This window comes from Paenisporosarcina quisquiliarum (assembly GCF_027563315.1).
In the GTDB taxonomy this organism is placed as follows: Bacteria; Bacillota; Bacilli; order Bacillales_A; family Planococcaceae; genus Paenisporosarcina; species Paenisporosarcina quisquiliarum.
Window position 1 is genome coordinate 1 of record NZ_JAMKBJ010000005.1, and the last position, 21579, is coordinate 21579.

General features: G+C 40.3%; 23 protein-coding genes. 5 read left to right on the top strand and 18 right to left on the bottom strand.

From position 1 onward, the window contains the following. Positions 1–408: 408 nt before the first annotated feature. Positions 409–1299: a nucleotidyltransferase-like protein gene (locus M9R32_RS07245; protein WP_269926062.1), complete on the bottom strand. Its 891-nt coding sequence runs from the start codon at positions 1297–1299 to the stop codon at positions 409–411. A gap of 128 nt (positions 1300–1427) precedes the next feature. On the opposite strand from M9R32_RS07245, the gene M9R32_RS07250 reads away from it, so the two are divergent. After that, a complete protein-coding gene (locus M9R32_RS07250) occupies positions 1428–1775 on the top strand; it encodes a YgzB family protein (protein ID WP_269926063.1) in 348 nt (115 codons plus the stop codon). An 82-nt stretch (positions 1776–1857) separates the two neighbouring features. On the opposite strand, the gene perR is transcribed toward M9R32_RS07250, so the two are convergent. The 4 genes from perR to bcp form a co-directional block, all read right to left on the bottom strand. Further along, positions 1858–2301, bottom strand: coding sequence for a peroxide-responsive transcriptional repressor PerR (gene perR, locus M9R32_RS07255; protein ID WP_269926064.1), 444 nt, complete (start codon positions 2299–2301; stop codon positions 1858–1860). 104 nt (positions 2302–2405) lie between these two features. Further along, complete coding sequence (locus M9R32_RS07260; RefSeq protein ID WP_269926065.1) at positions 2406–2957, bottom strand: cob(I)yrinic acid a,c-diamide adenosyltransferase; 552 nt, start codon at positions 2955–2957, stop codon at positions 2406–2408. Position 2958: 1 nt separating this feature from the next. Beyond that, a complete protein-coding gene (locus tag M9R32_RS07265; protein WP_269926066.1) occupies positions 2959–3906 on the bottom strand; it encodes a D-2-hydroxyacid dehydrogenase in 948 nt (315 codons plus the stop codon). Continuing rightward, the gene (gene bcp / locus M9R32_RS07270; RefSeq protein WP_269926067.1) at positions 3903–4382 is read right to left on the bottom strand and encodes a thioredoxin-dependent thiol peroxidase; all 480 of its coding nucleotides are present in this window, start codon (positions 4380–4382) and stop codon (positions 3903–3905) included. The genes M9R32_RS07265 and bcp overlap by 4 nt, the downstream gene beginning before the upstream one ends. Positions 4383–4508: 126 nt before the next feature. On the opposite strand from bcp, the gene M9R32_RS07275 reads away from it, so the two are divergent. Then, positions 4509–5795 carry a glutamate-1-semialdehyde 2,1-aminomutase gene (locus tag M9R32_RS07275; RefSeq protein WP_269926068.1) on the top strand — a complete coding sequence of 429 codons (1287 nt, stop codon included), beginning with the start codon at positions 4509–4511 and terminating at the stop codon, positions 5793–5795. Positions 5796–5852: 57 nt separating this feature from the next. Then, the gene (locus tag M9R32_RS07280; RefSeq protein ID WP_269926069.1) at positions 5853–6932 is read left to right on the top strand and encodes an FUSC family protein; all 1080 of its coding nucleotides are present in this window, start codon (positions 5853–5855) and stop codon (positions 6930–6932) included. A 214-nt stretch (positions 6933–7146) separates the two neighbouring features. Here M9R32_RS07280 and M9R32_RS07285 read toward each other — a convergent pair whose 3' ends face one another. From M9R32_RS07285 to mutY, 10 genes are all read right to left on the bottom strand, one after another. Further along, the gene (locus M9R32_RS07285) at positions 7147–8040 is read right to left on the bottom strand and encodes an ABC transporter permease (protein WP_269926070.1); all 894 of its coding nucleotides are present in this window, start codon (positions 8038–8040) and stop codon (positions 7147–7149) included. A 17-nt stretch (positions 8041–8057) separates the two neighbouring features. Beyond that, the gene (locus M9R32_RS07290) at positions 8058–9062 is read right to left on the bottom strand and encodes an ABC transporter permease (RefSeq protein WP_269926071.1); all 1005 of its coding nucleotides are present in this window, start codon (positions 9060–9062) and stop codon (positions 8058–8060) included. 102 nt (positions 9063–9164) lie between these two features. Then, positions 9165–10766 (bottom strand): ABC transporter substrate-binding protein, encoded by a 1602-nt coding sequence (locus M9R32_RS07295; RefSeq protein ID WP_269926072.1) that lies wholly within the window; start codon positions 10764–10766, stop codon positions 9165–9167. A 27-nt stretch (positions 10767–10793) separates the two neighbouring features. Beyond that, complete coding sequence (locus M9R32_RS07300) at positions 10794–11777, bottom strand: ABC transporter ATP-binding protein (RefSeq protein ID WP_269926073.1); 984 nt, start codon at positions 11775–11777, stop codon at positions 10794–10796. Beyond that, positions 11752–12771 carry an ABC transporter ATP-binding protein gene (locus M9R32_RS07305; protein WP_269926074.1) on the bottom strand — a complete coding sequence of 340 codons (1020 nt, stop codon included), beginning with the start codon at positions 12769–12771 and terminating at the stop codon, positions 11752–11754. Before M9R32_RS07305 ends, M9R32_RS07300 begins: the two co-directional genes overlap by 26 nt. A gap of 175 nt (positions 12772–12946) precedes the next feature. Beyond that, positions 12947–14698, bottom strand: coding sequence for an ABC transporter ATP-binding protein (locus tag M9R32_RS07310; protein ID WP_269926075.1), 1752 nt, complete (start codon positions 14696–14698; stop codon positions 12947–12949). 53 nt (positions 14699–14751) lie between these two features. Beyond that, the gene (gene ntdP / locus M9R32_RS07315; protein ID WP_269926076.1) at positions 14752–15297 is read right to left on the bottom strand and encodes a nucleoside tri-diphosphate phosphatase; all 546 of its coding nucleotides are present in this window, start codon (positions 15295–15297) and stop codon (positions 14752–14754) included. A 142-nt stretch (positions 15298–15439) separates the two neighbouring features. Continuing rightward, on the bottom strand, positions 15440–15661 hold the full coding sequence (locus M9R32_RS07320; RefSeq protein WP_269926077.1) for a gamma-type small acid-soluble spore protein: 222 nt from the start codon (positions 15659–15661) through the stop codon (positions 15440–15442). Positions 15662–15728: 67 nt separating this feature from the next. Continuing rightward, entirely contained in the window at positions 15729–16475 is a 747-nt protein-coding gene (gene fabL, locus M9R32_RS07325; protein ID WP_269926078.1) for an enoyl-[acyl-carrier-protein] reductase FabL, read from the bottom strand. 2 nt (positions 16476–16477) lie between these two features. After that, positions 16478–17539: an A/G-specific adenine glycosylase gene (gene mutY, locus M9R32_RS07330; RefSeq protein ID WP_269926079.1), complete on the bottom strand. Its 1062-nt coding sequence runs from the start codon at positions 17537–17539 to the stop codon at positions 16478–16480. 162 nt (positions 17540–17701) lie between these two features. On the opposite strand from mutY, the gene M9R32_RS07335 reads away from it, so the two are divergent. Beyond that, positions 17702–18682 carry a metal-dependent hydrolase gene (locus M9R32_RS07335; protein WP_269926080.1) on the top strand — a complete coding sequence of 327 codons (981 nt, stop codon included), beginning with the start codon at positions 17702–17704 and terminating at the stop codon, positions 18680–18682. Between the two features lie 439 nt (positions 18683–19121). Here M9R32_RS07335 and M9R32_RS07340 read toward each other — a convergent pair whose 3' ends face one another. Genes M9R32_RS07340 through recX form a run of 3 tightly spaced genes read right to left on the bottom strand, consistent with a single transcriptional unit; the run spans position 19122 to position 20527 of the window. Further along, positions 19122–19391: a YfhJ family protein gene (locus tag M9R32_RS07340; protein ID WP_269926081.1), complete on the bottom strand. Its 270-nt coding sequence runs from the start codon at positions 19389–19391 to the stop codon at positions 19122–19124. Between the two features lies 1 nt (position 19392). After that, positions 19393–19725: a YfhH family protein gene (locus tag M9R32_RS07345; protein WP_269926082.1), complete on the bottom strand. Its 333-nt coding sequence runs from the start codon at positions 19723–19725 to the stop codon at positions 19393–19395. After that, the gene (recX, locus tag M9R32_RS07350) at positions 19715–20527 is read right to left on the bottom strand and encodes a recombination regulator RecX (protein WP_269926083.1); all 813 of its coding nucleotides are present in this window, start codon (positions 20525–20527) and stop codon (positions 19715–19717) included. Before recX ends, M9R32_RS07345 begins: the two co-directional genes overlap by 11 nt. A gap of 114 nt (positions 20528–20641) precedes the next feature. Between recX and M9R32_RS07355 the strand changes: the two genes are divergently transcribed. Continuing rightward, positions 20642–21541, top strand: coding sequence for a TIGR01777 family oxidoreductase (locus M9R32_RS07355; protein WP_269926084.1), 900 nt, complete (start codon positions 20642–20644; stop codon positions 21539–21541). Positions 21542–21579: the final 38 nt, after the last annotated feature.

The window sequence follows — 21579 nt, forward strand, 5'->3', positions numbered from 1 at the left end:
CAGGATCAAACTCTCCATAATAGGTGAGTCGATTAGCTCGACTTTGTTGCTGGCGTCAAATTAATGACGTTTATAATGAACGTTTAAGTTCAAGTTTTGCTTCCCACACCGAAGTGTGTTCCGCTTTTAGTTGCTCCGATCGCCAAGGCGACCATCGCAGAAATTCGTTCTCGCGTTAAACGCTCGTTACGAATTTTGTTGACGTTTTGCTGTTCAGTTTTCAAGGTTCATTTGGTGTCACTCGTTTTGGCGACTTCTCTAATTTAGCACTGCAAAGTGTGAGAGTCAAGCACTTTTTAAATCTATTTTTTTATCTTGTTTCTCGCCGTGTTGCTCAGCGACGTTTACTATTATATACAGGCTTCTGTTCATACGTCAAGAAAAAAATAAGACGCTTTTTCAAGCGTCTTATTGCTGTGATGTTTCCTCATCAATTGGTTCAACTTTGTAGTAGCGGTGGAAGATCTTATCGCTCTTCGTTTCTACACGTTCGACGTGGATGTAGCCCTTCTCCACAAGGAATTCAATAAAGACTTCCAAGTCCACCGAATAGTTTCTGAGCTCTTCTTGTTCATGCAGATCCTGTATAGTCCAATGATCTTTTTGGCTCATAACTTCTAATATATGACGCGATCCATCTTTCGTTCTTGAATGAATCATAAACTCACTTGCTAAAAATAGTAGTTCCAACCTTTTATCAATTGGTTCCTCACTCGACAGCAATTCTTCGTACAGTTTATAAATGGATGGCTCAATTATTTTGACCTGAGACCAAACGGTTACTTCAGGATGCATTCCGTTCTCAAATACTGCCAGACGTGCAAGGTGGTGCAATGAATCCACAATATGATTGTACGCATCCATGTAGTTTTTTTGTTCAAAAAACACTTTTCCTTCTAAATAACGACGCAAAAGTTTTGCGAATTCAATGCCCATTTTAATTTTCCGGCCGTAAAAAGGAAATTCTTTGAGCTCAGTTTTTAACTCATGGACAAATTCGTTCCGATCAAACATGACACGGCCATAAAAAATCCAGTCCACAATCTTTCTATTAGTACCAAGCAATAACCATTTTCGTAACTGCTTTTCAGTTACAATGTGCATCGCTGCTTTTTTATCATTAAACGTATAATGTTTCGTAAACACAGGTTGAGTTGCGTCTTTAGCTAAAATTAAAAGAATAGTATCGAATGTATCCGTAATTTGACTAACTTTTTCTCTCTTCTCGACTAAGATAACGCCGAGCGTATTTGGTTGGCTCGCTCTTTCCTGATAAATAGGACGCAGAATCTGTTCCAACTTGAAGTCCCCCTCATAAATTAATCAAAATGGTATATGTTCTTTTTTCGACAAAGGTTGTGAGATTCCTTCAAACGATTTACACTACCAATTATGGTATAGTAAACATGATTGAGGAGGAACACAATATGAAACCTTATAAAAATAAAATAAACCGAATTCGTTCGTTTGCATTATCATTGATTTTCATTGGTTTTGTCATCATGTATATCGGCATCTTCTTCCGTGAAAATCAAATCGTCATGACATTATTTATGTTCTTAGGTCTGCTTGCCATTTTAGGCAGTACGGGAGTTTACGCATGGATTGGAATGCTTTCCACAAAAGCAGTTCAAGTTGTTTGTCCTAACTGCGGAAAGTATACCAAAGTTTTAGGTCGTGTTGATATGTGTATGTATTGCAAAGAACCTTTAACATTGGATCCTACTCTAGAAGGCCAGGAATTTGATGAAAAATTAAACCGAAAAAGATCGTAACCGACAAGGCTAACATTCATTATAGAATGTTGGCTCTTTTTTTTGAACTAAAAAAAGAGCACCGAAATGCTCTTACTGTTAACTATTGAACTTTAGAAGCTTGTGTTACACAGGTCGGACATGTTCCGTAAATCTCCATACGATGGGAATTCACTTTGAATCCAGTAACGTGAGAAGCTAAATGTTCCACTTCATCTAAACCTGGATAATGGAAATCAACAATTTTGCCACAATCATCACAAATAATGTGATAGTGATCGTTTGTTACGAAATCAAATCGACTGGACGAATCGCCATACGTTAATTCTTTTACTAATCCGGCTTCTCTAAAAACTCGAAGATTATTGTAAACCGTGGCAACGCTCATGTTTGGGAATTTCCCTTCAAGCGCTCTATATATATCATCTGCTGTTGGATGAATCATGGATTGAATGAGAAATTCTAAAATTGCATGACGCTGTGGCGTAATTCTGACTCCTGTTGATTTCAAATTATCCAATGCGTCACGTAAATGCATTTCAGTCATCGCCATGCACCTCACTTCATAAAGATTCTTATTTTATAATGGTTACAATTAGTATAAGAAAGAAGTAAGGAAAAAGTCAACAAAAAACCAATTACATCAAGGTATTACTCTGCATGCAGTCCGATTTCCTTTTGACCCAGTCGCATGTTAATGAAGCGTGCGGCTACAAACAAGAAATCGGATAAACGGTTTAAATAAGCCAATACAAGAGGTGATACTTGTTCCCCTATACCTACCGCAGCACGCTCGGCACGACGCACAATAGTACGGGCTACATGAAGAGTGGCCCCAGCAGGATGACCGCTTGGCAAAATGAAGTTTTGCAATGCAGGAAGATGTGCATCCCATTCGTCAATTACATTTTCAAGTTTCGTGATTTCCGTTTCTTCCAATTTCCATTTCACTTCTTTCCCTGCAGGCGTAGCGAGTTCTGCACCTACATGAAACAGTGTCGTTTGAATTTGATGGAAAACTCGTTGAACATCCTCTTTTTCTTCAAAAAATTCATTCTGAATATAACTCATAGCAAGACCAATCATGGAATTCGCTTCGTCGCACGTACCATATGCTTCTACCAATGCATCATTCTTTGCAACACGTGAACCATAGATAAGTGAAGTTGTGCCTTTGTCGCCTGTTTTTGTGTAGATTTTCATGTTAGTACCCCTTTTCTAAGTCTATGACATTTTGAAAATTCGTTCCCGCTTCAATCCATTCATGGAGGTTGTGACGGAAAATCTTCAATGCTCGTGGAACATATTCAGAAGAATGGCTCGAAACATGAGGTGAAACAATTACTCCTTCCATTTTCCAAAATGGATGGTTCTCATCAAGAGGTTCATTTTCGAAAACATCCAGTACAGCGTAGGAAATTTGACGTTCCTGAATGGCCTGAATGAGTTGTTCTTCTTTTATTAAATCACCACGGCCAAAGTTCATGAAAATTGCATCTTCCTTCATTAATACAAAATGATCGTATGTAAGTAGACCTATTGTTTCTGGTGTGCTCGGTAAGACTGAAATGACGATATCTACTTTTGGCAGTACGTCACTTAATTGGTCAAAAGTAATCATAGAATTCATGTTAGCAGCATTTTTCCCGGAGCGATTACAACCTATTGTCGTGACTCCAAATGCTTGCAGTAACCGTCCAATCTCACTGCCGATTGCACCCGGACCAATAATAAGCGCTGTACTTCCAAAAAGCTCAGTTGATCCCGAACGCTTACTCCATTCACTGTTTTCCTGTTGTTTATACATCCATGGCAACGCACGTTTAATGGCGAGCAAATGTGCCATTACGGATTCAGTCATTGGTGTCTTGTGAATCCCTTTAACATTCGTAACGAAAATGTTTCGTTTTAAGATTTCACTCAGTGGCATCTTTTCTAATCCTGCTGAAGCAATCATGAGCCATTTTAACGCGAGCGCTTGATCTAATGTAGCGACAGAAATATCTTCGCCATACGTCACAATGACTTCAGCAGATTTTAGTGCGTCCTGATCTTTACTTGAAGAAAAAGTAAATTTCACCTCAGGAAATTCCGTTTGTAATTCCTCTATTAAATATTCTTTAACCGGGAAAGTAAAAAGTACATTGGTCATTGAGCGGTCACCAATTCACGCAAAGTTACAAGAGCATCTTCCACATGTCCTTTCACTTTTACTTTTCTCCATTCTTTTATGACAGTTCCAGTCGGGTCAATTAGGAAAGTGGAGCGCTCGATCCCCATATATTCTTTTCCATACATTTTTTTGAGAACCCATACGCCATATGCTTCAGAAACAGCGTGGTCCTCATCAATCAATAATGAAAAAGGCAGACCATGTTTTTCAATGAATTTCGTATGCGCACGTTCACCGTCCGGGCTTACGCCTAAAATGACGGCATTCAGATCTCGGAAGGATTCGTGCATATCTCTGAAGTCACACGCTTCAGTCGTGCATCCTGGAGTAGCGTCTTTCGGATAAAAGTAAAGCAGTACATATTCTTTTCCAGCGAACTGATGTAGTGAGACTTCTTCCCCTTTTTCATTTCTCAATGTGAAATCTGGTGCTTGCAATCCTTCAAGTGTTGTCATGAACATTCCCTCCACTTTACTATTTATTTTATCGTACCTAAGAATGACTGCACTTTCAATTTTCTTGGCGTTCTACGTCCTTTTTGTCTATTATTAAGGATGGTAGAAATGGAACGGAGGATATATATGAATAGAACAAAATCAGAAGCACTACATGAAGAAGCATTACAACATATCGTTGGTGGTGTTAACAGCCCATCTCGTTCGTACAAAGCAGTAGGTGGCGGTTCTCCAACGGTAATGGAAAGAGCACAGGGAGCATACTTTTGGGATGTGGATGGAAATAAGTACATTGACTATCTGGCAGCTTACGGGCCAATCATCACTGGGCATGCCCATCCGCACATTACGCAAGCTATTACAAAGGCAGCCGAAAACGGGTTACTATATGGTACGCCTACCCCTCATGAAGTGAAATTTGCCAAAATGCTGAAAGAAGCGATGCCTGGAATGGATAAAGTGCGTTTTGTGAATTCGGGAACAGAAGCTGTCATGACGACGATTCGTGTATCTCGTGCATATACAGGGCGTACTAAAATTATGAAATTTGCTGGTTGCTACCATGGACATTCGGATTTGGTGCTTGTTGCTGCCGGATCGGGACCTGCTACACTGGGTACCCCTGATTCAGCTGGTGTTCCTAAATCAATTGCGAAAGAAGTCATCACAATCCCTTTTAATGATCCAGAAGCTTTCAAGGAAGCCATGGACAAATGGGGTAACGAAATTGCCTGTATCTTAGTGGAACCTATTGTAGGAAATTTCGGCATTGTTGAACCAAAGGAAGGCTTCTTACCTCTTGTACATGATATCGCCAAACAAAAAGGTGCACTTATTGTATATGATGAAGTCATTACAGCATTCCGTTTCCACTACGGCGGAGCTCAAGATTTATTAGGCTTAACACCTGACCTGACTGCTCTCGGGAAAATCATCGGAGGCGGCTTGCCAATCGGAGCTTACGGCGGACGAAAAGAAATTATGGAGCAAGTCGCACCACTCGGCCCTGCTTATCAAGCGGGAACTATGGCCGGAAATCCTGCGTCTATATTATCTGGAATTGCTTGTTTGGAAGTATTGAAGCAGCCGGGTATATATGAAGAAATGGATCGTTTGGGTGCACTTTTGGAAGAAGGTATTTTGAAAGCTGCTGCTAAACATAACGTGACAATCACAATCAATCGTTTAATGGGTGCATTGACAATTTACTTCACGGATGTGAAAGTAGAGAATTACGAACAAGCCGAAGCAACAGATGGTGAGATTTTCGGTCGATTCTTCAAACTGATGCTGGAACAAGGAATCAACTTGGCTCCTTCTAAGTATGAGGCTTGGTTCTTAACGACCGCCCACACAGAAGAAGATGTTGAACAATCACTAAAAGCGGTTGATTATGCATTTTCAAAACTTTAATAAACGATTTCTTTTAGAAGGAATGTCTAAAGAAATTAGAAAGGACATACCACATCTATGAAACTTGGTGCACGAATCGTTAAAACGGGAGTTGCAATCGTGTTTGCGCTGTTCTTGGCTGATTTAATGCATTTACCGTCACCCGTATTTGCGGGAATCGCAGCGATATTTGCCATTCAACCTTCCATTTACCGATCCTATTTAACGATTATTGAACAAATTCAATCAAATCTGATCGGTGCTGGTATAGCCGTAATTTTTGCTCTAATTTTTGGACACCATTATGTGGCAGTAGGTCTGGCTGCAGTTATCACAATTGCCATCATGCTGAAATTAAAGTTGGAGAAATCCATTTCATTGGCACTTGTAACAATCATTGCGATTATGGAAGTACAGAGCGATGATTTCATCACCTTTGCTCTAATCAGGTTTGCGACGATTGTCGTTGGTGTATTGGCTGCATTTGTCGTGAACTTGGTCTTTATGCCTCCGAAGTATGAAACTAAGTTGTTTCAGGCGATTCATTCAACAACAGATGAGTTAATCAGATGGACACGGTTAGCCGAACGCCAGGCTTCCGAACATACGGCGACGAAGCAGTCACTTGAAAAACTACGCGAACGTTTGATAAAAGTAGATCAGTTTTATTTGTTTTATAAAGAAGAACGAAGCTACTTCCGAAATGAAAAACGTGCGAAAGCCCGTAAACTTGTGGTGTATCGTCAAATGATTTCAGCAGCCAATAAAAGTTGGGATGTGCTGAAACGACTTCATTTACATGAAAATGAACTGGCGAATCTCCCGGATCAATTCCGTCAGATGATTCAAGAACGACTGGACTTCTTACTGACATATCACGAACAGCTTCATTTAAAATACACAGGTAAATTAAAACCTGAACATTCCTTTTTAAGCGGAAGTGAAGCATTGCTCCAACGTCATGAAGTAATGGAAATATTCGCGAGAGAAATTGCACTTTCCAACACAGAAGAATCTTTCTCTTCCTATCATTTACTTCATGTACTGTCTGCCATATTGGATTATGAAGAACAATTGGAACACTTGGATACGCTTATTATTTCTCACCAGAATTACCACGGAGAAGAAATTAAAGTGGAACTTGAAGATGAATTCTAAATTAATGGCAGTCATCTCACCTATTGAGATGACTGCTTTTTCTTATGCATTATTTACATTTTTTCCCTTTTACAACTAAAATCTATAATTGTTCAACTAAAACCCTCTTTCGTCAGACGAAACCTCCAAATTGTCCAACAAACTATCGTTCCGCCAACAAAAACCCCATAAAAAAAGCCATTCCTTATAAAAGGAATGACTTCTTCTCCATCTATTAGCTCTTCATGCGTGGATCCAATGCATCCCGCAATCCATCTCCCATTAAATTGAATCCCAGTACCGTAAGCATAATGGCGATACCTGGGAAAATCATGGTCCAAGGAGCGTTGATTAAATACATTTTGGAATCAGCTAGCATTTTGCCCCACTCCGGAGCTGGAGCTTCTGCGCCAAGACCAAGGAAACCAAGTGCTGCCGCTTCAATAATGGCCGTTGCTATGGCAAGTGTACCTTGCACGATAACAGGTGCCATTGAATTCGGTAAAATATGCGAGAATAATATTCGGATATCCTGCATGCCGATTGCTTTAGCCGAAGTGATATACTCCTCTTCCTTAATACTCAAAACTTTGGATCGAATCAATCGACCGAAGTTCGGAATGTTAATGATGGCAATGGCAATCAATGCATTTTGCAAGGATGGTCCCAATACCGATACGACAGCGATTGCTAGTAAGATACTTGGAAATGCCAGCATGATATCGAAAATGCGGGAAATAATCGCATCTACCCACTTACCGTAATAACCTGCAACAATCCCTAAAATACTCCCTGCAATCACTGAACCGATTACCGAAAAGAACCCAACCCATAATGAAATACGTGCACCATGGATAATGCGGGATAATATATCTCGACCCATATCATCTGTTCCGAACCAATGATCAAAAGATGGTGCCTGTAATCGATTGGGTAGATTTTGCTCATTTATGCCTTGTGGTGCTATCCAGGGTCCTATGAATGCCACGATGATAAAGAAGAGAACAATCCCAGCTCCGACTACGGCGACTTTACTTTTCTTAAAGCTTCGCCAAGCTTCATGCCAAGGGCCCGCTACTTTATCTTGTTGTGCTACTACATCTGATGGTTTAGGCGCGAATCCGACCATAATGAGATTCCTCCTTCTTAATCGTATTTAATTCGTGGATCAATCAAACTGTAAAGAATATCAATGAACAAGTTAATCATTACGAAGATAAATGCCACAACAAGAATCCCTGATTGGATAACTGGGTAGTCGCGGAAATTGATTGCTTCGTAAATATAACGTCCAACTCCTGGCCATGCGAAAATGGATTCCGTTAAAATGGCACCGCCAAGCAGTAATCCCATTTGAAGACCGATAATTGTCAATACTGGGATAATGGCATTTTTCAATGCATGCTTGTACACAACCCAGAACATTTTTTGACCTTTCGCACGTGCAGTACGAACATAATCTGATCTCATCACATCAAGCATGCTGGAACGAGTCATACGGGCAATGATTGCCATCGGAATTGTCGCAAGGGCTAGCCCTGGTAAGACCAGATGTTTCAAAACAATGCCTAATTGATCAAAGCGTCCTTGAAGAATGGTATCCAGTACATACAAATTGGTCATTGAATCGATCGGATTCCTTACTTCCTCTCGGCCTGTCGTTGGAAGAATCCCAAGCTCGATGCCGAAAATATATTGCATCATCAAACCTAGCCAGAAAATTGGCATAGACACGCCAACTAACGCTAAGATCATGGCTGTATAGTCAAACCATGAGTTTTGGAACCAGGCAGAGATGATGCCTGCATTGACTCCGACAATAACTGCTATAAGAACTGCAAACAGAGATAATTCAAATGTGGCAGCTAGATACGGCCAAATTTCTTCAGATACTGGTGTAGTTGTTCGTAAAGATTCTCCAAGATCACCTTTTAACAATCCACCTAAATAATCAAAATATTGGACATACCACGGATTGTCTAATCCGAGCTTTGCTCGTAATGCCTCAATCGCTTCTTTCGTCGCTTGTTGACCCAAAATTACTTGTGCTGGGTCCCCAGGAATGGCACGAATAATCATAAAAACGACAAACGTCATGCCCAGCAAAACTGGGATTAATTGCAATAGTCTTCTCCCGATATAGTGAAGCATTGTCTTCACCTCTCCATCTGATGCGATATGTAACTCATTTCAATTTTGCTTGTAAATAAAATGGGGAGAAATCACGTAGACTTCTCCCCATCAGTCAGTCTCTTACTTGAAGTCTACTTCTGCTAACTTATCAGAACCAGTCGGATGTGGTTTGAAACCTACCAAATTCGCTTTACCTGCAAGAAGTGGAGTAGAGTGAGCAAGCGGTACCCACGGAGCGTCTTCGAAAATGATTTCTTGAGCTTGACCGTAAAGTTCATTACGCTTGTCTTCATCAACTTCTGATTGTGCTTCAATTAGGATGTCGTGTAATTCGTCGTTGCTATAGTATGAATAGTTATTGCTTCCGATATTGTCTTTATCAAGTAATACGTATAGGAAGTTATCCGCATCACCATTATCACCAGTCCAACCTAACATGAATGCATCCGCTTCTCCGTTACGAGCTTTTTCCAAGTAAGTTGCCCACTCGAATGTAACGATTTTCGCTTTGATTCCAACATCAGCTAAGTTCGATTGGATAACTTCAGCCACTTTTTGGCCGTCTGGCATATATGGACGTGGTACAGGCATTGCCCATAGTTCCATTTCAAAACCTTCTGCTAAACCAGCTTCAGCCAATAATGCTTTTGCTTTCGCAGGATCGAAATCATAACCTGGAATGTCGTCATTATAGCCACTGATTACTGGAGGCATTGGGTTTTTCGCTACTTCTGCACGACCTTCGAAGAATGCATCTACGATCGCTTGTTTGTCAATTGCATGGTTGATTGCTTGACGCACTTCCACTTTATCGAAAGGAGGACGAGTGCTTGTCAAACCTAAGTAACCAACGTTCATTGATGGACGTTCGAATAATTGCAATTCTGAATTACCTTCAACAGATTTACCATCAGCTGGGTTTACACCATCAGCCAAATCGATTTCACCTGTGTTTAAAGCGTTCAAACGAGCTGAGTTATCTGGAATTGCTTTGAATACTACTTTATCAAGTTTAGGAAGGTCCTTAACCCAGTAGTCTTCGTTCTTTTCAATTGTGATTGAATCATTGCGTTTCCACTCGACAAATTTGAATGGTCCAGTACCTACTGGGTTATCACCGAATTTTTCGCCTTGTTCTTCAAATGCTTTAGGGCTCGCAATACCAAACGGGCTCATCGCTAAGTTTTTAAGGAAAGGCGCTTGTGGACGTTTCAATTTGAACACAACTTTGTAATCTCCATCTGCAGTTACAGACTCGATGACATGTCCTTCGTCACCTTTGTAACCACCGAACATTGAAGAATAGTAATAGAAATCTTCACCTGAACCATTTGCCCAACGCTCAAAGTTAGCTACTACAGCTTCAGCATTGAAGTCAGTGCCATCATGGAACTTGATGCCTTCTTCAAGTTCGAATGTATAAGTCAAACCATCTTCTGAAGGTTCCCATTTTTTAGCTAGACCTGGGTTGATTTCTGTATCTTGTTTACCAAAGTTAACAAGTGTTTCAAAGATGTTTTGTGTTACTTTAAAAGATTCACCATCAGTTACTGTTGCCGGATCTAGAGATACAGAATCCCCACCACGACCAAATACTAAAATCTTCGGCTCTCCGTTATTTTCGCCGTTGCCATCTGATGAATCAGATTGACAGCCCGCTAAAATTGTTGAGAGGACTAGCATTGTTAATAAAGCGAGTGACCACAGTTTCTTCTTACTCAAATTGACCCCTCCATATTGTTTTTTATATCATTGTTGCGCATGTTCACCGTATAGGTGGCAGGCAACAGAATGACCTGGTTCAACTTCTTCTAACTTTGGTACGATTTTTGTACACACATCCATTTTAAAAGGACAGCGGGTATGGAATGTACATCCCGATGGAGGATTTGAAGGACTAGGAATATCTCCTTTAATAAGGATCTGCTCCCGTACAAAGTTCGGATCCGGAACCGGTACAGCAGACAATAATGCCTGTGTATATGGGTGAAGTGGCTTATCATATAGCAACTCACTTTCCGCAATCTCGACCATTTTGCCGAGATACATAACCCCTACTCGATCACTTATATGACGAACAACCCCTAGATCATGCGCAATAAATATATAAGTAAGATTTAATTCTTTTTGTAAATCCTGCATCAAGTTCAGCACTTGTGCCTGAATGGACACGTCGAGCGCTGAAACAGGCTCATCCGCAATAATTAGTTTAGGGTTTGTCATCAGTGCTCTGGCAATGCCGATACGCTGACGTTGTCCTCCGCTGAATTGATGAGGATAACGTTTCGCATGGTAGCTGCTTAACCCGACAATCTCAAGAAAATCATGAACTTTCTTTTTGCGCGTTTTGGCATCACCGATTCCATGAACAATCAAAGGCTCCTCCAAGATCTTCTCAATGGTATGTCTAGGATTTAATGAAGCATATGGATCCTGGAAAACCATTTGAATTTCCCGGCGCGCCTTTCGCATATCATCACTTGAAATACTCGTCAGTTCCTTACCATCAAAAACAACTTTTCCTTCTGACGGTTCTAGCAATCTCATAAGCATGCGGCCAGTAGTAGATTTTCCACAACCTGACTCGCCCACGATTCCAAGAGTTTCGCCTTTATTGACATAGAACGATACATCGTCAACCGCTTTTACATGCCCAGATACTCGACTGAGTAATCCTTTACGAATGGGAAAATACTTTTTAAGTCCTTCAACTTTCAACAAGGGTTCTGTCATGAGTGGATACCTCCTGATCTTCGTACAAGAAGCATCTTGTCTTGTGTACAGTTGCAGTTTGATACAAATCTGGATTCTGTGTCAGGCACTTGTCGAATGCAAATTCGCATCGTGCAGCAAAGCGACAACCTGTATTTACGGAACCTGGTTTTGGTACATTACCAGGTATCGAATATAAACGTTGTTTTTTATAACGCATATCGGGTACGGATTGTAATAATCCTTTTGTATATGGATGTTGTGGGTCTTTGAAAATCGTTTGAACTGGACCTTCTTCAACAATTTGGCCAGCGTACATGACAACCACTCTTTCACAAGTCTCTGCAACAACACCGAGATCATGTGTGATTAACAGAACGGCTGTGTTCAATCGTTCATTCAAGTCTTTCATCAATGCCAGGATTTGAGCTTGAATGGTTACATCAAGTGCAGTTGTTGGTTCATCTGCGATTAATACTTTTGGATCGCATACGAGTGCCATGGCAATCATGACCCGCTGCCTCATTCCTCCTGATAATTGATGGGGATACTCTTTCATCAATTCGTCTGCACGTGGAAGACCTACTAGCGTCAGCATTTCAACAGCACGAGCACTTGCCTGTTTTTTCGACCAGCCTTTTTTATGAATAAGAATAGCTTCCATCAATTGATTTCCTATCGTAAATAGAGGATTCAAAGATGTCATCGGCTCTTGGAAAATCATGGCTACGTCGTTGCCTCGTACATTCCGCATTTCTTTATCACTTAGTTTAGTTAATTCCTTGTCTCCGAAAAGAATTTTACCACCAGTAATTTTTCCTGGCGGGCTCGGTACTAACCCCATTATGGATAATGATGTAACACTTTTCCCACAACCAGATTCCCCTACAATACCGAGTACTTCTCCTTCATGAACGGAAAAATCAATATTGTCTACTGCGGGTATTACTCCGTCATCTGTGAAAAAGGATGTTTGAAGACCTTTTACTTGAAGAATCGCTTTACGTTCACTCATGATGTCCCTCCTTTTTCCTAGCATACGAAATGAAATAGTTTACTAGTATCATTGTTTCAGAAAATTCGATATGTTCTATATTATACAAACAATAATTATAATTGCAATACTTATTTTATAAGTCATACTTCTATTATTTTCATAAAAAAAGGTTCTCCTTTTCAGGAGAACCTTTCTAGTCTATATCCAGTTGTTGAACTTGAAATAAGTTGTAATATATTCCTTTAGTTTGCATCAGTTCTTCATGAGTTCCTTGTTCTTTAAGCTCTCCATGATCAATAACAAAGATTTGATCAGCATGTGTGATGGTAGATAAACGATGGGCGACAATAATCGTCGTACGGTTATGTGCCAATCGTTCTAAAGAGTCTTGTATCAAGGATTCACTCTCTAAATCTAGAGCAGAAGTTGCTTCGTCCAAAACTAAAATCGGAGGATTTTTCAAGAACACGCGGGCAATGGCGACACGTTGTTTTTGACCACCAGACAACTTAACTCCACGTTCCCCGACTTTCGTCTCATACCCTTCCGGCAACGAAACGATAAAGTCATGAGCATTCGCAGCTTTTGCCGCTTCAATTACTTCGTCATCCGAAGCGTCTGGGCGACCCATAAGTATATTTGCTTTCACCGAATCACTGAACAGAATATTATCTTGCAAAACTATTCCAATCTGTTCGCGTAACGAATGAATTTTTACATCTCTAATATCTAGGTCGTCTATTTTCACTGATCCGCTTGTTGTGTCATAAAAACGGGGAATCATACTAATAATTGTTGATTTCCCTCCCCCACTCATACCTACAAAAGCGGCTGTTTGACCTGGTTCCACCGTGAAATTCATATTATTCAATACGAGATTATTTTCTTCTTCGTATCTGAAAGAAACATGGTCAAACTGCAGTTTCCCTTTAATTGCCGGCATATTTTTAGCATTTGGTCCATCTTGAATATCATATTTTTCATCCATGAGTTCAAACACACGGTCCATCGATGCAAACGCTTGTGTCAAAGTAGTTGAAGAACTAACCAGTCGTCGCAATGGATTATATAGACGTTCAATATACGCGATAAATGCAACCATCGTTCCGACAGTTAAATTCCCATGAATAACTTGATATCCTGCGTAGGCGATAACTAAAAGAGGTGCTACATCCGTAATGGTATTAACGACAGCAAAAGCTTTGGCATTCCATTTCGTATGATCAACAGCCTTTTCTAGAAACTCGCCATTTGCTTTATCAAAAATTTGTTGCTCATGTTTTTCGAGTGCAAAGCTTTTAATGATACTCATGCCTTGGACACGTTCATGCAAGTAACTTTGAACACCTGCAAGTGCCTGTGATCTTTTTTTAGTTAAATCTCTCAGACGCCCGAAGAAGTATTTTACACTGAACGCATAAAACGGGAACGCTAATAATGTTACCAGAGTTAACGGAACATCCATTGTGAGCATAATTGCTACAGCAATCAAAATTGTTGCTAGATCTAGCCATAAGTTCATTAAACCGATCATCACAAAGTTTTTGGTTTGTTCTACATCATTGATTACACGAGAAATGACCTCTCCCACGCGAGTGTTCGAATAAAACCGTAAACTCAGGCGTTGTAAGTGACCATATAGCTCTTGTCTGATGTCGTACAAAATTTTGTTACTGACTAATTGAGCATAGTACTGGCGGTAATACTCAATCGGCGGTCTGACAATAAAGAAAACGAGCGCCGTTCCACCTAGCCAATAAAATAATTGACGGGTTTTTTCGGCATCCGACATTGTATCAACAGTAACGATATCGTCAATGACGATTTTAATTAGTAACGGTATAAATAATGGAATCGCAAATTTCACGACTCCAATGGCAACTGTGAGAACAATTTGCCACGTATATGGTTTAACAAACTTCATGTATCTTTTCGTACTACTCATCCGTTCACTTTCCTTTCCAAATGAAAAACCTGTTGGGATTCAACAGGCATCATTTACTCACGTATTCTAAGTTGCTTGTGAAATAGGTAACGGTTTGTCCACACCTCGATAAAATCCGGTGCAAATGGTCCTTTGCGTTGTTTAATCCAGCTAATTAGTTTTTCCACATTACGATGTAATATCGTATCAATAACTTCAGGATAATTCATTTGTTGTTTATGATCTTCAAATTCATCTTCGTCCAAAATGGTATACGTCATATCTGGGAAGACTTTAACATCTAAATCGTAATCAATGTATTTTAAAGATTGGTTATCGTAAACGAATGGTGAACTGATGTTACAGTAATAGTACACACCATCTTCGCGCAACATACAAATGATATTGAACCAGTGTTCAGCATGGAAATAACAAATCGATGGTTCCCGAGTTAACCAAGTACGACCGTCTGACTCGGTTACGAGCGTTCGTTCGTTCGCGCCAATGACAATATTCCTTGTCCCTTTCAGAACCATTGTTTCTTGCCAGACGCGGTGGATTTTGCCGTTATGCTTGTAGCTGTGGATCTGAATCGTTTCTCCTTCTGCTGGTATTGACATGGATAAGCCCACCTTTTCGTCAAAGCACAATATATATATAATCTTGCATTGTGTACTCATTATAACAACCAATTTACAAAAACTGTAGCAAAAAAAATCAGCGAAGGCATAAAGCCCTCGCTGATAGGTGGTGAAGTACTTATTATTTAGTTGAATTATTGTTGCGGTTTGCTTGTGGACCAGAAGCATTATTTTTCTTCTGAGCAGATTGTTGATTGCGTTGGATCACTTCGTTTACATCAGTTTCAGAAGCGAACTCTGTACGGTAGTTACCTTGTGTACCTGTCATTTTTTGTGCAGATTGTTGATTTTGACGACGTACTTCTGCAGCGTTAGTTGGTTGGTTGTTGTTTTTGTTTGGCATGAATTTTCACCTCCATGCTCATTAATGTGTGCAATTAGGGAAAACTTATGCTTACAAAAAAACTTTTTTACATGACGATTGATCGTCCGCCATCTACAATGATGGTTTGTCCGCGAATCATATCCGAACCATCAGAAATTAAGAACATGGCTGTCTTGACCATATCTTCGATTTCAACCATGCGTCCTGCAGGTGTATTTTTTCTTGCGTCATCCAATAATTCTTCACGATTTGGGAAATGTTTTAACGCATCTGTATCAAGCGCTCCACCAGATACGGTATTCACTGCAATTCCTTTTGCCGCAAGTTCAACTGCTAAGTAACGTGTAATCGATTCAATCGCAGCTTTGGATACACCGACAGTCGTATAGTTTTCTAAATAACGAATGGAGCCCAATGAGCTAATTCCTACGATTTTGCCGCCACGATCCATCAATTTCGCTGCTTCCTGAGCACCGAAAAGCATTGCTTTCGCATTAATATTCATCGTCCAGTCCCAATGAGATTCTTCCAATTCCATTACTGGTCGAAGCACACCTGAAGCGGCATTGCTTACGAATACGTCCAGACGACCAAATTCTTCACGAATTGTTTCAAACATTGCTTTTAATTTTTCTACATCACCTACGTTTGCGCGTACAAGAAGTGCTTTCTGCCCTAGTGCTTCTATTTCTTTCACAGTTTCAAGTGCTGCTGTTTTACTGCGTGCATAGTTTACAACGATATCATATCCGTTTTTTGCTAGTTCAATCGCAAGTGCTTTTCCAAGTCCTCGGCTGCTTCCTGTTACGAGTGCCACTTTGTTTGCTGTCATTGTCATTTTCCCCTCTCCATATATGCCTGCCAGATTTTCAACATCGGGACTGGCATCGGAACTTCTTTAATTTCTTCTATTGTTAACCACTTACAAGTTTCCGGTACACTTGTTTCAACTCCATGTCCAGAGAAACTATTCATCTCCCATGTTAAATGAGAAAAGACATGTTTGAAAGAACCTAAATCCATTTCTTTTGTAAAATGTAGCCCATAACGACTCTGCAATAGTGGAACAGTCTCTTCATCTTTGATGATTTGTTCAACCATTGGGAATTGCCACATGTTCGCCAACAGACCTGTTTCAAGTCTTTTTTCCATCAGAAATTGTTTGCGATCATTTTGGGCAATATAAACATCATAATGTTGTGCTTTCGTTTTTTTGTTTTTCGTCTTTATTGGCAAGTCATTTTGTTCACCTGCATAAAAAGCAGCACAATTTTCCCGAACAGGACACAACAGACACTTTGGGGAAGTTGGGGTACAGATTGTAGCACCGAGTTCCATCAAGCCCTGGTTAAACGACGATGGATCCAGCGGGTCAATGATTTCAGAAACTGCATGTTCAAATGTTTTTCTCGTTTTCGGTTTTGCTATATCTTCTTTAATTAAAAGTACCCGTGAAAGTACACGCATGACATTTCCATCAACGGCATGTTCAGGTCGCCCGTAAGCAATACTCAATATTGCACCAGCAGTATATGGTCCAACACCTTTCAGTGTAGATATCTCATCTCTTGTGGATGGCACGACACTATTATAAGTCTCAACCACTTCCCTTACGCCTGCTTGCAGATTTCGAACACGGGAATAATAGCCAAGACCTTCCCACTGCTTCAATAATTTTTCTTCATCGGCATTCGCCAAGTCTTCAATTGTAGGAAAAGCTTCAATAAAACGATTGTAGTATGGGATGACCGTATCCACTCTTGTTTGTTGAAGCATGATTTCTGAAACCCATATTTTATAGGGATCGGATGTTTCCCTCCAAGGGAGATTTCTTTTTTCTTCTAAATACCAGTCGATTAACGATTTACGAAATTCAATTTTGTTAAATTCATTCATACTTTTCACCTACATTCTTGTTGATTACATGCTCCGCATTTCGGGTATACCAAATTGTAGAATGCAAGGAATCTCGGAAGTCTAACCGTTGTTATTTTATCAAAAATATCTTATGATGAACAAAATTATTCGGGCAGTCTCCGTTCAAAGGAGTGGATACAGTTGGATACAGGTACTCATGTTGTCATGGGGATCGCGTTAGGTGGACTAGCCATGATTGACCCAGTGGTCGCTAATCATTCAATGACTGCTACAGCTGTGATTGCCGGGACAATTATCGGATCTCAAGCGCCTGACGTGGATACAGTTTTAAAATTAAGAAATAATGCGGTATATATTCGCCACCATCGTGGCATTACCCATTCAATTCCGGCTGTATTATTATGGCCACTCGCAATTTCGGGTGTCATTCATTTAATCATGCCTGGTGCAGATTTTCTCCATTTATGGTTATGGACATTTCTAGCCGTCTTTTTGCACGTTTTCGTCGATATTTTCAATTCATATGGAACTCAAGCGCTTCGCCCGTTCTCCAATAAATGGGTAGCCCTTGGCGTAATCAATACGTTTGATCCCATTATTTTTGGTCTACATGTGTTCGCCTTGATGTTCTGGGCATTCGGAGCTAATCCCGTCTACACAATGCTCATATTGTATGCAATCGTATTTGTTTATTATTTACTACGATTCGCAGTACAGCACGCCGTTAGACACGCGGTCAAAAATACAATTCCGACAGCGGAAGAAATCATTATCGCTCCAACTATCCGTTTTTTCCAATGGCGTATTGCAGCCATTTCTAAAACGCATCACTATGTAGGAAGAGCATATGGACGTTCAATTAATATCTACGACCGTTTTGATCGTAAAACGATTCCAGATTCTCCGCTTGTAAAAGCTGCTCTCAAAGACAAGAATTTACAAGCTTTCATATCGTTTTCTCCTATTTATCGATGGGAAATCACTGATCATGATCACATTCACGAAGTACGTCTCATTGATTTGCGCTACCGAAGCAATGACTACTATCCATTTGTTGCAGTTGCCCATTTAAATGAAGAATTACAAATCGTCAATTCGTACACCGGTTGGATATTCAGCGAAGAAAAACTCCACAAGAAATTAGATTTCATTTCAGACTAAAAAGTACACGACACCTTCTGTCGTGTACTTTTTTCTTATCTTTTGCACTCTATAGCAAAAGAACATGGTCGGCTATTTCTTTCGCTTTCCGCGGACGAAACGCTAGCCTCCTCGGCTCGGCCTGCGGGGTCTAGCTTGTTCCGTTTTTCCGCAGGAGTCTTCAGAAATAGCCAACCATCTGCCTGCTTAATAAGTTTGTAGGACCACGCTGATAGAAACGATTTCTGTTGATTGGAGTGGAGGCGGCGACTTCAGCGGGAACAGCACGAGCTGAAGGCCCCGCAAGAACGAAGTGATGAGGAGACTGAAGCCGTGCCCGCGAAACGCGTCCGCCGCAAAGGAAATCAATATTTTCTTAATACTCTCTTTAAATAAAATACAGTTAATTTCTGCTTATTTTATTGTTTGTCTACGGACTAACCTCTGTCGTGTACTTTTCTTATTGTATAGAGTCGTCGTCTACTTTTAGCAAATGGGAATACTTCGGATTATTCCCTGCAAACTCATGAATTCGTTCGCCATAGCTTTCAATCCATTGACGGATTACTTTTTCGGTTACTTCAGATCCTTTGTAATCATAGCCCGCTTTTGCATAAGATGACTCAAAATCTGACCATAATAATTCAATCCAAACACGTGCTTTCGCGACAGACAGCGACTCATTCTTTGCCGCAAGTTCCTGTACTAATTGTTCGATTTGCTGTTGCATATTATTTTCCCTCCTTCAATGGTTTCAACATGGAGATCGGCAAAGCTTCAGTAAATTTCTCCCCACCAAGTCGGTAACCCCAGGCAAAACGGCCTTTTAAATAATCCACATGGAAAAATACGCCTGGATCTCCTTCAATACGGTACATTTCTCCAGGTACAATCGACGATGAATCTACTAAATATGCCTGAGCCATAATGGCTTTTCGCTCCAGTACGGCATATTCATTTACATGACCAAGTTGACTTGCCTTTCGTGCCTGTTCCAATAAATTGGCAATGGCTTGGCGTAACTCCTGCTCAGTCATTTGACTATATTTTTTTTCAGTTACCATCTTCTTCGAGCTCCTTTTTTTCAATAAACATTTCAATTTGTTCTGCAGGGAAACCTTTTACATACAAGGCTTGCTTCACTCTGCGTTTGCGATCAAATCCGGTATATTTTGAAGAAAATTTGCGCCAGATTTTATCTCCCTGATCGGCAATCATTTCTTCCCATTCTTCGGGTTCTGTTTCAAATTCTATATCTTCAATTGCTTTGCTTATAATGGCATATGAATAGCCCTTACGCAATAAGGTGTCTTGAATTTTTTGCTTCACTTGCCTTGGTGTTTTGGAAGAATGCTGATTGGCAATTTTTTCTGCTAGTCCTTGCGCAATTTTAGCTTGGTCTTCCTCCGTATACGTTTCAAGCACTTCTTCCTGAAGGGATTTATCAATTCCTTTTTTCTTCAGTTCCTGTTGAATCGCGCGAGGACCTTTTTTGCCTGTTTTCTTTTGCGTTTCAAGTAATGCCTTCGAAAAAGATTCGTCGTTTAAGAAATCTAATTGGTACAATTTTTGAATGGCTTCCAAAACAACGGCTTCTCCGTATTCAGCATCAAGTAGCTTCTTTTTCACTTCATGTTCACTGCGCATGCGGAAACTTAGAAAATGAAGGGCTTTATTAAAGGCTTTCCGGACTTCGTCGTCATAAACGATTTCATCTCTTTCCCAATCTTCCAGCACTTTGCCTTTCGACAATTGGTATTTGATTAGCAGAGATTCATCCACTGCAAAAGCGTATTTTTCCTCTAAATAAATATTATATCGTTCAGGATTATTTTTTTGGCGCATTATCTTCGTAATTACTGACACTTAACTCACCTCATTGTTCAAGTATACACGTTATTAGAGGCACATTCATTTGCGTACACTTATGGAAGAAAGGGTATTATACATCTAACAGGTTATATGAAGGAGGAATCATAAATGAAAGTAGCGATTACTGGAGGAAGTGGATTTGTCGGGCAGGAAATTACGAAGCAACTAACTGACAAAGGTCATGAAGTGTATATTTTGACGCGTTCAGATAAGAAATCGGATGGCTCGGTACATATGATTAAATGGCTTGCAGATGGGGCCAAACCGGAAGAACATTTAGATGGAATGGATGCATGGATCAATTTAGCTGGTGCATCCATTAATGAAGGACGTTGGACGCCGGAACAAAAACAAAAAATATATGATAGCAGAATGAAAGCAACGGATGAAGTTCTACGTATTTTGAAAGCAGTGTCAACCAAACCTTCCGTCTTGGTGAATGCAAGCGCAATCGGCATTTATCCTCCTTCCGAACAAGCAACATATACGGAACACTCTTCCGCTCGCGGGTCGGATTTCCTCGCGAAAACAGTTGAGGACTGGGAGAGTAAAGCAAATGAGGCGGAACAATTGGGAACACGTGTGGCTGCAGGACGGTTCGGCATTGTCCTTGGAAAAGATCAAGGTGCTCTTCCTCTCATGGCATTGCCTTATAAAATGGGTGTTGGCGGAAAAGTTGGAACAGGAGAGCAATGGGTTTCTTGGGTACATGTCGCAGACGTCGCCAAAGCAATTCTATATGTCATTGAAAACGAAGATTTTACAGGTCCATTCAATTTAACTGCACCCGATCCAAAACAAATGAATGATTTTGGCGAGATTTTGGGGAAAGTATTGCATCGACCTCATTGGATTCCAGTACCTTCAATTGCATTGAAGCTTGCACTTGGGGATAAGAGTCAACTTGTATTGGAAGGACAAAGAGTCATTCCTGATAAGTTGCTTACACATGGATTTAAATTCACCCATCCTGATCTACAGCGTGCTCTTGAAAATATCTATGCATAAGATTATTGAGACAACGCAACCTATCTGAAAAGAAAGGT

Excerpts from the sequence above, each read along its gene's own strand:
- M9R32_RS07310 (WP_269926075.1), bottom strand. The coding sequence starts at position 14,698 with ATGAGTAGTACGAAAAGATACATGAAGTTTGTTAAACCATATACGTGG.
- fabL (WP_269926078.1), bottom strand. The coding sequence starts at position 16,475 with ATGACAGCAAACAAAGTGGCACTCGTAACAGGAAGCAGCCGAGGACTT.
- M9R32_RS07340 (WP_269926081.1), bottom strand. The coding sequence starts at position 19,391 with ATGCAACAGCAAATCGAACAATTAGTACAGGAACTTGCGGCAAAGAAT.
- M9R32_RS07285 (WP_269926070.1), bottom strand. The coding sequence starts at position 8,040 with ATGGTCGGATTCGCGCCTAAACCATCAGATGTAGTAGCACAACAAGAT.
- perR (WP_269926064.1), bottom strand. The coding sequence starts at position 2,301 with ATGACTGAAATGCATTTACGTGACGCATTGGATAATTTGAAATCAACA.
- bcp (WP_269926067.1), bottom strand. The coding sequence starts at position 4,382 with ATGACAACACTTGAAGGATTGCAAGCACCAGATTTCACATTGAGAAAT.
- M9R32_RS07345 (WP_269926082.1), bottom strand. The coding sequence starts at position 19,725 with ATGGTAACTGAAAAAAAATATAGTCAAATGACTGAGCAGGAGTTACGC.
- M9R32_RS07250 (WP_269926063.1), top strand. The coding sequence starts at position 1,428 with ATGAAACCTTATAAAAATAAAATAAACCGAATTCGTTCGTTTGCATTA.
- ntdP (WP_269926076.1), bottom strand. The coding sequence starts at position 15,297 with ATGTCAATACCAGCAGAAGGAGAAACGATTCAGATCCACAGCTACAAG.
- M9R32_RS07320 (WP_269926077.1), bottom strand. The coding sequence starts at position 15,661 with ATGCCAAACAAAAACAACAACCAACCAACTAACGCTGCAGAAGTACGT.
- M9R32_RS07305 (WP_269926074.1), bottom strand. The coding sequence starts at position 12,771 with ATGAGTGAACGTAAAGCGATTCTTCAAGTAAAAGGTCTTCAAACATCC.
- mutY (WP_269926079.1), bottom strand. The coding sequence starts at position 17,539 with ATGAATGAATTTAACAAAATTGAATTTCGTAAATCGTTAATCGACTGG.
- M9R32_RS07280 (WP_269926069.1), top strand. The coding sequence starts at position 5,853 with ATGAAACTTGGTGCACGAATCGTTAAAACGGGAGTTGCAATCGTGTTT.
- M9R32_RS07290 (WP_269926071.1), bottom strand. The coding sequence starts at position 9,062 with ATGCTTCACTATATCGGGAGAAGACTATTGCAATTAATCCCAGTTTTG.
- M9R32_RS07275 (WP_269926068.1), top strand. The coding sequence starts at position 4,509 with ATGAATAGAACAAAATCAGAAGCACTACATGAAGAAGCATTACAACAT.
- M9R32_RS07300 (WP_269926073.1), bottom strand. The coding sequence starts at position 11,777 with ATGACAGAACCCTTGTTGAAAGTTGAAGGACTTAAAAAGTATTTTCCC.
- M9R32_RS07260 (WP_269926065.1), bottom strand. The coding sequence starts at position 2,957 with ATGAAAATCTACACAAAAACAGGCGACAAAGGCACAACTTCACTTATC.
- M9R32_RS07355 (WP_269926084.1), top strand. The coding sequence starts at position 20,642 with ATGAAAGTAGCGATTACTGGAGGAAGTGGATTTGTCGGGCAGGAAATT.
- M9R32_RS07265 (WP_269926066.1), bottom strand. The coding sequence starts at position 3,906 with ATGACCAATGTACTTTTTACTTTCCCGGTTAAAGAATATTTAATAGAG.